Genomic DNA, 8,938 nt, shown 5'->3' with positions numbered 1-8,938 from the left:
AAACCCGGGTATCGGCCAGCTTGGCGGCGTCGACCCGGATCGGGAACAGCTTGGCTTCATAAAAGGTGTCGGCGATCTTTTGCAGCTGCGCGGTGATCTGCGCGTCGACCGGCACCAGTTTCGGATGCTCGCGTTTCAGCACCAGCGCCACCACGTCGTCCGGCAGGCCGGTCAGCTTGGCGAACACCTTGGCGTATTCGGCGGGATGGTCTACCACCCATTCGTTGGCGCGCGCCAGCCGTTGCAGCACGTCGGCCAGCGCGGCGCGTTTGCCGGGATCGGCCAGCGCCTTGTCGGAGGCGGCGATGAGGCCGGTGCCGCTATAGATGCCGACGCCGTCGCGCAGCACGCGGGCGCCGTGCAGTTCGGCCGACGCCTGGTAAGTGCCGAAAGTGGCCCAGGCTTCGATCTTGCCGGACGAGAAAGCTACCGAGGCATCGCCTGGCAGCATGAAACCGATGGTCAGGTCATGCTCGGTCAGGCCGGCCTCGCGCAGGGCGCCGAACAAGACGTATTGCGCCACGCTGCCACGTGCCGAAGAGACGATGACAGAACGGCCTTTGAGGTCTGCCACGTTCTTGATCGGCGAACCGGGCGGCACCAGTATGGCGACGCCGGTGGGTGCGGTCGGCGACACGGCCGCCGCCACCAGCTTGATCGGCGCGCCGCCGGCGGCTGCCGCCAGCACCGGCGTATCGGCGGCAGGTGCAGTATCGACATCGCCTGAGCGCACCGCTTCGAACAGCGGCGCCGCGCCCTGGAAACTGGCCCATTCGATCTTGTAAGGCACGCCTTCCAGCACGCCGGCGGCTTCGGCCTTGGTGCGCGTGAAATTGACCTGGTCGCCAAGCACCAGCGTGACCTTGCTGAGATCGGGCGGACCGGACTGGACTGCCGGCGTTGGCTGCCTGCCGCAGCCGGCGCAGGCCAGGGCGGCCAGCAGAAGCAAACCGGCAAGCGACGCGTGTTTAGAACTCATAAGTAGCCTTGGCATAGTAGAAACCGCCGGTCGGCGCAAACGGCGACGGACCGTAGTAGAAGCTGGAAGCGCCGGTGCTGGCGTCGCCGGGACCGTTCTTGTCGGGCCTGACATCGAACAGGTTGGCCGCGCCCACGGTCAGCTTGATGGACTTGGTCAGCGCATAGGTGACGTCGAGATCGGTGATCCACTTGGCGCCGAACTTGTAGGACAGGGTCGGCGTGGTGCGCCACAGGTAGGAGTCGTAGCGGGTGGTCTGCAGGTTGATGTCGAAATCCCGCACTAGCCAGCGTCCGCCCAGGATCAGCTTGGTGCGCGGCTGGGCCGAGGTCAGTTCGCCGATGCCGCCGCCGGCCGAGTAGCCGAACCAGGTCAGGCTGCCGCCGGGATTGGCGCCGAGTCCGCTCAGCTGGGCCGGGGTCGCCTTGATGCTGGTGATGTCGGTGCGGTTCCAGTTGAGCGCGGCGTTCCAGCGCACGACGCCGAGGCGGCCGAAATCGGTGGTGGTGTCGGCCACCAGGTCGAGGCCGCGGGTGCGGGTATCGACGCCGTTGGCGAAATACTGCACCCATTCACTGCCGGTCAGGCCATACGACTGCAGCAGCGGCGACAGCGCCGGGCCGAACAGGTAGCCGGTGCGGATAATCCGGTCCTTGATCGTGATCTGGTAGGCATCCAGCGTGATGTTGAGATTGTCGGTCGGTTTCAGGACCACGCCGAGGCCGAAGTTGATCGATTTTTCCGGTTTCAGGTCCTGCGCGCCGAGCGCACGCGCCAGCGCCGAATCGTTGAGCAGCAGTTTCGACAGGCTGGGACCGACCGCGCCGGTGACCGGGTTGATGTTGGTGCGGTTGTCGGTCTGGGCATAGCCGATCTGCGTCAGCGACGGCGCGCGGAAGCCGGAGCCGACGGTGCCGCGCACCGCAATCTGCGGCGTCAGGTCATAGCGCGAATTGAGCTTGCCGCTGACGGTGTTGCCGGCGCTGTCGTCATAATGCTCGCCGCGCACGGCGACGTCGACAAACCATTTGTCGGTCGGATAAAAACCGGCGTCGGCGTAAACCGCCTGCACGTTGCGGCGGATATTGGCGGCATCTTGCGGCGCCAGCGCGATCGCACCCTGGGCGCCCACCGAAGCCGGGCTGCCGACATTCGGATCGCCGGCCTGGTCGCCGGGCTTGAAAATATAGCCGCCGTTGATATAACCGAGCGGATCGCCGGCGTAGGTGGAGAAACGTTCGCTGCGCTGTTCCAGGCCCCAGGACAGCTGCACCGGTTTGGCCAGGCCGAGGTTGAAGGCCTTGGTGAAATCGGCGTTGGTGGTCCATTGCTCGAACTGGAAAGTGGCCAGTTCATCGAAACTGGTCGGCGAGGCCGGCCCCAGCGAAGGATTGATGGTCAGGTTGCTGTACTGGCGCACGTGATTCTTGCCGTAGCCGCTGCTCAGGTCCCAGTTCCAGCCGTCGAACTTGCCTTTGGCGCCGGCGGTCGCCTGGAAATCGTAGGAACTGGCATTGTTCAGCGCGAAATAGCCGTCCGGGTAGATCTGCGAGATGGTGGCCAGGCCGTTCGGGCGGCGGAAGTTGTTGCCGGCGACGACGTTGCTGGTGCCGCCGGTGGCGAACGAATACAAGGTGACGCCGTTGTTCAGCGGCAGTTCTGCGTTATAGGCGATGTTGTAGGCTTCGACGCCGGGATCGCCGTTGTGCGCGCCGTCGCGGTTCCAGCTGGCGTTCTTGGGATTGCTGGCAGGCGAATACACATTGGTGTTGGTGGCCGGCAGGTTCCACCAGGACTGGCCGCGCTTGCGGGCGTCGGCGCTGAAATGGATGAAGCCGCCGTTGGGTAGTTCGAAACCGGCATCGCCCGCCACTTTGCGGTTGGTCAGGTCGCCGCTGCCGCCATACAGGCTGCCGTAATCGACGCTGATGCTGCCGCCGTGGCTGGCGCTCTTCAAGACCACGTTGACTACACCTGCCACGGCATCGGAACCGTACTGGGCGGCGGCGCTGTCTTTCAATACTTCGATGTGATCGACGGCGGACAGGGGGATGGTGTCGAGATCGACTGCGTTGACGCCGCTGCTGTCGCCGCCGCCGTTGGTCAGCAGCGCCGAATTGTGGCGCCGTTTGCCGTTCACCAGCACCAGGGTGTAAGCCGGGCCCAGGCCGCGGTTGCTGACCGGGCGGATCACCGAATTGACGCCGGCGATGTTGGTGCCGAAATTGAATGACGGCAGCAGGCGCGCCAGCGCTTCGCTCAGTTCGGCGCGGCCGGTATGCTGCAATTGCTCGCCGTTGATGACATCGATCGGAGCCGGGCTGTCGGCCACCGTGCGCTGTTCGCCGCGCACGCCGGTGGTGACCACCACGTCTTGCACCTGGCCGATGCTGGTAGCGGTCTTTTTGCTGCCGTCGCTGCCGGATTCCTGTTGCGCATGCGCCAGGCCGTAGCTGCTGGCGAGGCCGGCCGACAGCAATGTGGCGAAAGACAAGCTGCGTACCCGCCGGCGCTTGTGTTGATGCAATGACCGCATGAAACTCCCCTGTGTGGTTGATATTGATATGGCCGCGCGATGTCTTCTGGAGTGCGCCCTGTGTCCGGGCTTGTGCTTGAAGGCAGCGCCGGCGTGATGCCGGCTGCTATCGTGAAGTGATGATAGGGGGAGTCTGATTATTACAAAACGAATTATTTATAATAATAAAATATGAAAATTGAGCATAATGAAAATGCCCGCCCGAATGGGTTATTTCAATTTTCGCTATTTCAGTTTGAAGCTGGTGTCGAAGCTGGGAGCGACGTCAAGATGGCGTGGGATCACGCCGGCGCTTTCGTAGACGTCGGCGGTATGCTGCTGGGCCCGCATCACGGCGGCGTCTATCGGCACCGGATGCAGCTTAGCGCGGGCATAGACGTAGGTCAGCACTTCTTTCGGCAAGCCGGTGATGCGCGCCTGCGCTTCAGCCACCTGCTGCGGATGGGCCAGCGCCCAGCGCTGGCCGTCGGCCACGCGCTGCAGGAAATCCGCCAGGATGGCGCGCTTGTTGCGGATGGCGTCGTCGGTGGCGGCCTGGTAAGTGTATGAATCGCGCAAGCCGACGGCGTTGACAACGACCTTGGCATGATCGTGCAGTTCTTCGATGGCGACATACGGATCCCAGGTCGACCATGCGTCGATCGCGCCGGCTGCCAGCGCCGCCTTGGCGTCGGACGGATTGAGGAACAGCAGGTTGACGTCGCTGGTCTTGAGCCCGGCCTTCTGCAGGGCGACGATCACCAGGAAGTGGCCGATCGAGCCGCGCGTGGTGGCGATGCGCCGGCCTTTCAGGCTGGCGACGTCGGTCACCGTCGAATTGGCGCCGGCGACGATCGCCAGGCCGTCCGACTGCAGCTTCGAGACGCTCACCGCGCGCGCCTTGGCGCCGGCGGCCAGGGCGAAGATCAGCGGCGCATCGCCGAGGGCGCCGGTATCGATGACGCCGGCGTTGAGGGCTTCGCCCAGCGGTTGCGCCGCCGGGAAATCGGCCCACTCGATGCGGTAAGGCAAGTCCTTCAGCAAACCGGAAGCTTCGAGGATACCGCGCGTTCCTTGGCGCTGGTCGCCTACCCGCAAAACCGGAGTGTCGGCCGCGTGCAGCGCGGAGTGGCATGCCAGCGCAACGGCCGCGGCCAGTATCGAGCGCATCAACGCCGGAGGGCGGATGAATGAAATGTTCATATCTACTTTCAGGCTGGTAAACAAAATGGGGAGCGGTTCATTTCAACGCAGTTTCTTCACATCCTCCGTCGTTACCGCGTCGAGATAGTGGTTGCCCAGGTGGGTGCGGGTGTAGTTCACCACCGCCGCCACCTGTTCATCGCTCATGTACTTGCCAAAGCTGGGCATGCCGTGCAAGCCGTGCAGCACGTTGTAGACCGGATAGGCGGCGCTGGCCAGACGCGGATTGTCGGCCAGCGCCGGGAAGCGGCCGGCGCCTGCCGCGCCTTCGCCCTTGGCCATGTGGCAACCCTGGCAACTGGCGCGATACAGGCTCTCGCCGTCCTGTTCGGCGAAGCGCCAGCCGTCGGACAGGGGGACATCGCTGGCGTCGCTGGCGGCAAGGGCCTGCAGCGTTGTGCCGGCGAAGAGGCAAAAAAATGCGACTTGCGCTAGTCGCCATGCCGTTTGTGGTTTGTCTTTTTTCATGATTTTCCGGTTCAGACCTTGGATTTGATGCGCGCATGCAGGCGGCTGATGGCGTCCAGCGACGACAGCACCGCGCCTTCCTGCCAGGCTGGAATGTAGGAGGCATGTTCGCCGGCCAGTGCGATGCGGCCGTCGATCTGGCACAGGTTGTTGTAGTGCTGCGCCCGCATTTCATCGGTCCAGGCGCCGAAGCAGCCGTTGATGAAGGGCACCCGGTTCCAGCTGACCGCGATGCCGTTCTCGAATTCCGCCGGATACTGCGGATGCAGCTGCGCTCCTTGCTGCAGCGCCAGTTGCACCCGTTGCTGCGGCGGCAGGGCGCCGAACTCGTAGGCATTCGGTCCCCAGATGTAAGCACCCAGCAAGACGCCTTTGCCGGGATGGCCGAAACCGGTCGAGGGATAGCCGATGGTAGAGATCGCCTGGTCGGTATAGCTGATGCCGCCATAGATATGCTCATCCTGTTCCCAGAAACGGCGCTTGAACTGCAGGCCGACTTTCACCGAATTTTCATATGGCACGGCGCGTATCGCGTCTTGCAGCGGCTGGCCGGCATCGATCTCGATCTGGCTCAGGATCGACAGCGGGATGGTGCACAGCAGCCAGTCGCCCTTGACTTGCCGCGGCGAGCCGTCGCCATCGGTGTCGCTATAGGTAACGGTGACGCCGCCTGCGCTTTGCTCGATCTTGCTGACCTTGGCGTTGAGCTGCACCAGGTCGCGCACCTGGCGGTACAGCGCCTGCACTATCTGGTCCATGCCGCCGACCGGCTGGAAGATAGAACTCTGGAATTCCTGCACGCTGCCGATCGCCAGCTTCTGCCACAGGCCCGATTGCAGCAATTCCTTGAGTTCCAGCGGCTTGGATGGCGCCGAGGCGGGCATCAGGCCACCGCCGTGGCTGACGTCGTAGCCGCGGCGGTCGCTGCTGAGCGGGCTGGACAGGTAGCGGTAATCCTTGTCGAGCGCACCCCAGCTCTTCAGCGACTCCAGCAGTCTTTCCTGGTCTTCGCGCGTCAGGGGCGCGTCGAGCTGGTTCTTGTTGACCGCCTTGCCCAGCAGTTCCGCCACGTAGCCGTGATAGTCGGCCTGCACCTGGCGATAACGCTGCGGCTTGCCGCCATAGGCTTTTTTCGCGTGCAGGTAGGCGTTGTAGTTGATCTGGATGAAGGGTTCCAGCGGCACGCCGAGGCGCTTGGCGTAGTCCAGCACGGCGTGGTGGTTGTAGGGGATGCGCCAGGGGCCGGGATTGAGGTAGTGGCCCTGGTCGAATTCGCAGCGCTGCCTGGCGCCGCCCAGTTCGGTGTATTCGTCGCCGCCGCGCAAGGTCCAGGAGCGGCCGCCGGCGCGCTTGTTATATTCCAGCACCTTGACCTGGTAGCCGGCCTGGCGCAGCTCGTAGGCCGCCACCAGTCCGGCGATGCCGGCGCCCAAGACCAGGATCGTGGTGTCCTTCGGAGCGCCTTGCAGCTGCAGCGGTCCGCTATAGGTGGACTGGGCGGCGAAACCAAGGCTGCTCATGGCCTGGTACATGGCGGCGCCGCCCGCCGCCTTGCCGACCAGGGATAACAACTGACGCCTGCTGATAGTGTTTTGCATGTTTTATATCGCCCTCGGGTTGTGCAGGAATCAGAACTTGTAGTTGGCTCTCAGATAATAAAAGCCGCCGTTGACGCCGATCTGGGAAGAGTAGATGTTGTACTGCGATACGCCCAGGTAGCGGTTTTCCTCAGGCAGCTTGGTTGGATAGATATTAAACAGGTTGTTGGCGCCCAGCGCCACCTGAAAATTACCGGTGAATGCGTAGCGGACTTCGAGGTCGGTGATGAACTTGGGCGTGTTCTCGATGTGGTTGAAGGTGGTGGTCGAGAATGCGTTCGGGCCGGTGTAGTAGGTGGCTTCGGTGGAAGTCTTGCCGAACCGCGTCAGGTGCAGGCTGGCGCCCCATTTGTCCTTGCTCCAGACGCCGCCCAGGATCAGCTTGTTGCGGGGGGTGGCGCTGGTCAGGTAGCCGATCTGCTGCGCGTTCAGCAGGATATTGCCGTTGGCGTCGCGCGCCACCCTGGTGACGCTGGTCTGGTTGAAGTTGGCGCCGAGATCCCAGTCTATGCGGCCCCATTCCAGCAGGCTGGTCTTGTAGGCGGCGACGATGTCGACGCCGCGGGTGCGGGTATCGACGCCGTTGGCGAAATAGCTGGCTTGCACCGAAGTCAGGCCGGACGGCAGGTTGAGGCCGGAGGATGTCAGGGCGTCGATCGCGGTCTGGCCGGAATAGCTGCCGCCTTGCACGATACGGTCCTTGATGCCGATCTGGTAGGCGTCGACCGTGACGCTCAGCTTGTCGATCGGCTCGGCGACGATGCCGAGGTTGAAGCTGGTCGATTTTTCCGGCTTCAGCGGCTGCGCTCCCAGGCTTTTGGCGGCGGCCGAATTCACGCCCAGCAAGCCGGTGGCGCTGGTCGGCGATACCGCCAGGCTGGTGTAGTACTCCTGCGCCAGCGACGGCGCCCGGAAGCCGGTGCTGACGGTGGCGCGCACGGCCAGGCGCGGATCGAGTTCATAACGCGTCGAGAACTTGCCGTTGGTGGTGTTGCCGGCATCGCTGTAATGCTCGAAACGGCCGGCCAGGTCGATTTCCCATTGCGGCGTCAGTTTGGTCGATACATCCAGGTAGCTGGCCAGCACGTTGCGCGAGAACTTGCCGACGCTGAGCGCGCCCAGGCCCGGCAAGGCCTGAGCGCCGCTGCCGAACGACGAAGCGGCGTCGCCGGCGCCGACTTCATACGTCTCCTGCCGGTGCTCGGCGCCGAGCGAGACATTCAGCGGGGCCGGCAGGAAACCGAGATCGAGCGGCCGCCCCAGCTCCAGGTTATTGGTCCATTGGAAATTCTTGTATTGCGCCAGGTGGAAACCGGTCGGCGTGCCGCCGGTGGCAGCGAACAGGCTGGTGTTGGCGGAATCGCGCATGCCGATATCGATGTCGTCGCCGCCGTAGGTGGAGCTCAGGTCCCAATGCCAGGCCCCGAGATGGTCGCCGCGGGCGCCGCCGGTCAGCGAATAATCGTTCTCGCTGCTGGTTTCCTGCGGCGTGAAGCCGTTCGGATACAGCGCCGGCAAGACCGACGGCAGCCGGTAGTTCTGGTAGCTGGCGCTGGTGCGATGCGCGTAGGTGCCAAAGCTGTACAGTTCGACATCGTTGTTCAGCGCATAACCGGCATTGAAGGCGACCGATGCGCGCTCGATTTGCGGATCGCCGAGGATCTTGTTGACCTTGGTGCCGGTGCGGCTGTCGAGGCCGCCGCGATTGGTATGCTCCTGCTTGCGGTACTCGGCGCTCAGGTGCAGGAAGCCGTCGCGGCCCAGTTCGGTGCCGATATCGGCCGCGGCGCCGTAGTTCAGGCCGTCGCCGGCATTGTACTGGCCGGCGCTGGTGCTGGCGCCGCCGCCGCGGCTGGACGATTTGAGGATGATGTTGATGACGCCGGCGATTGCATCCGAGCCGTATTGCGCAGCGGCGCCGTCGCGCAGGATTTCGATGTGGTCGACTGCGCTGACCGGGATCAGGTCGATGTCGACCGGCGTCGATCCCTGCTGCGGCCCGGAGTCGGCAGTGATATTGGCCGAGGTATGGCGGCGTTTGCCGTTGACCAGCACCAGCACATGGTTAGGGCTGAGGCCGCGCATGGTGAGGGCGCTGGTCAGGTTGGCGGCGTCGGCGCCGACCGCTTGCCGCGTGATCGAGGGCGACAGCTTGACCAGCGCATCGCGCAGGTC

General features: G+C 64.0%; 6 protein-coding genes. All 6 read right to left on the bottom strand.

Annotated elements, in window-relative coordinates; translation table 11 throughout:
- On the bottom strand, window positions 1–979 hold a 979-nt coding region (locus JWQ61_RS14310), incomplete at its 3' end, for an ABC transporter substrate-binding protein (protein ID WP_304361114.1).
- Entirely contained in the window at window positions 969–3,515 is a 2,547-nt protein-coding gene (locus JWQ61_RS14305) for a TonB-dependent siderophore receptor (protein ID WP_304361113.1), read from the bottom strand. The genes JWQ61_RS14305 and JWQ61_RS14310, both read right to left, overlap by 11 nt.
- Before the next feature lie 225 nt (window positions 3,516–3,740).
- Window positions 3,741–4,697: an ABC transporter substrate-binding protein gene (locus JWQ61_RS14300; RefSeq protein WP_304361112.1), complete on the bottom strand. Its 957-nt coding sequence runs from the start codon at window positions 4,695–4,697 to the stop codon at window positions 3,741–3,743.
- Between the two features lie 42 nt (window positions 4,698–4,739).
- Complete coding sequence (locus JWQ61_RS14295) at window positions 4,740–5,165, bottom strand: cytochrome c (RefSeq protein WP_304361111.1); 426 nt, start codon at window positions 5,163–5,165, stop codon at window positions 4,740–4,742.
- 11 nt (window positions 5,166–5,176) lie between these two features.
- Window positions 5,177–6,763, bottom strand: coding sequence for a flavin monoamine oxidase family protein (locus tag JWQ61_RS14290; RefSeq protein WP_304361110.1), 1,587 nt, complete (start codon window positions 6,761–6,763; stop codon window positions 5,177–5,179).
- Window positions 6,764–6,793: 30 nt separating this feature from the next.
- A partial coding sequence (locus JWQ61_RS14285) for a TonB-dependent siderophore receptor (RefSeq protein WP_304361109.1) occupies window positions 6,794–8,938 on the bottom strand: 2,145 nt, incomplete at its 5' end.

Source organism: Collimonas fungivorans (assembly GCF_028292705.1).
GTDB lineage: Bacteria > Pseudomonadota > Gammaproteobacteria > Burkholderiales > Burkholderiaceae_D > Collimonas > Collimonas fungivorans_B.
This window is presented reverse-complemented; position numbering and strand designations above follow the sequence as displayed.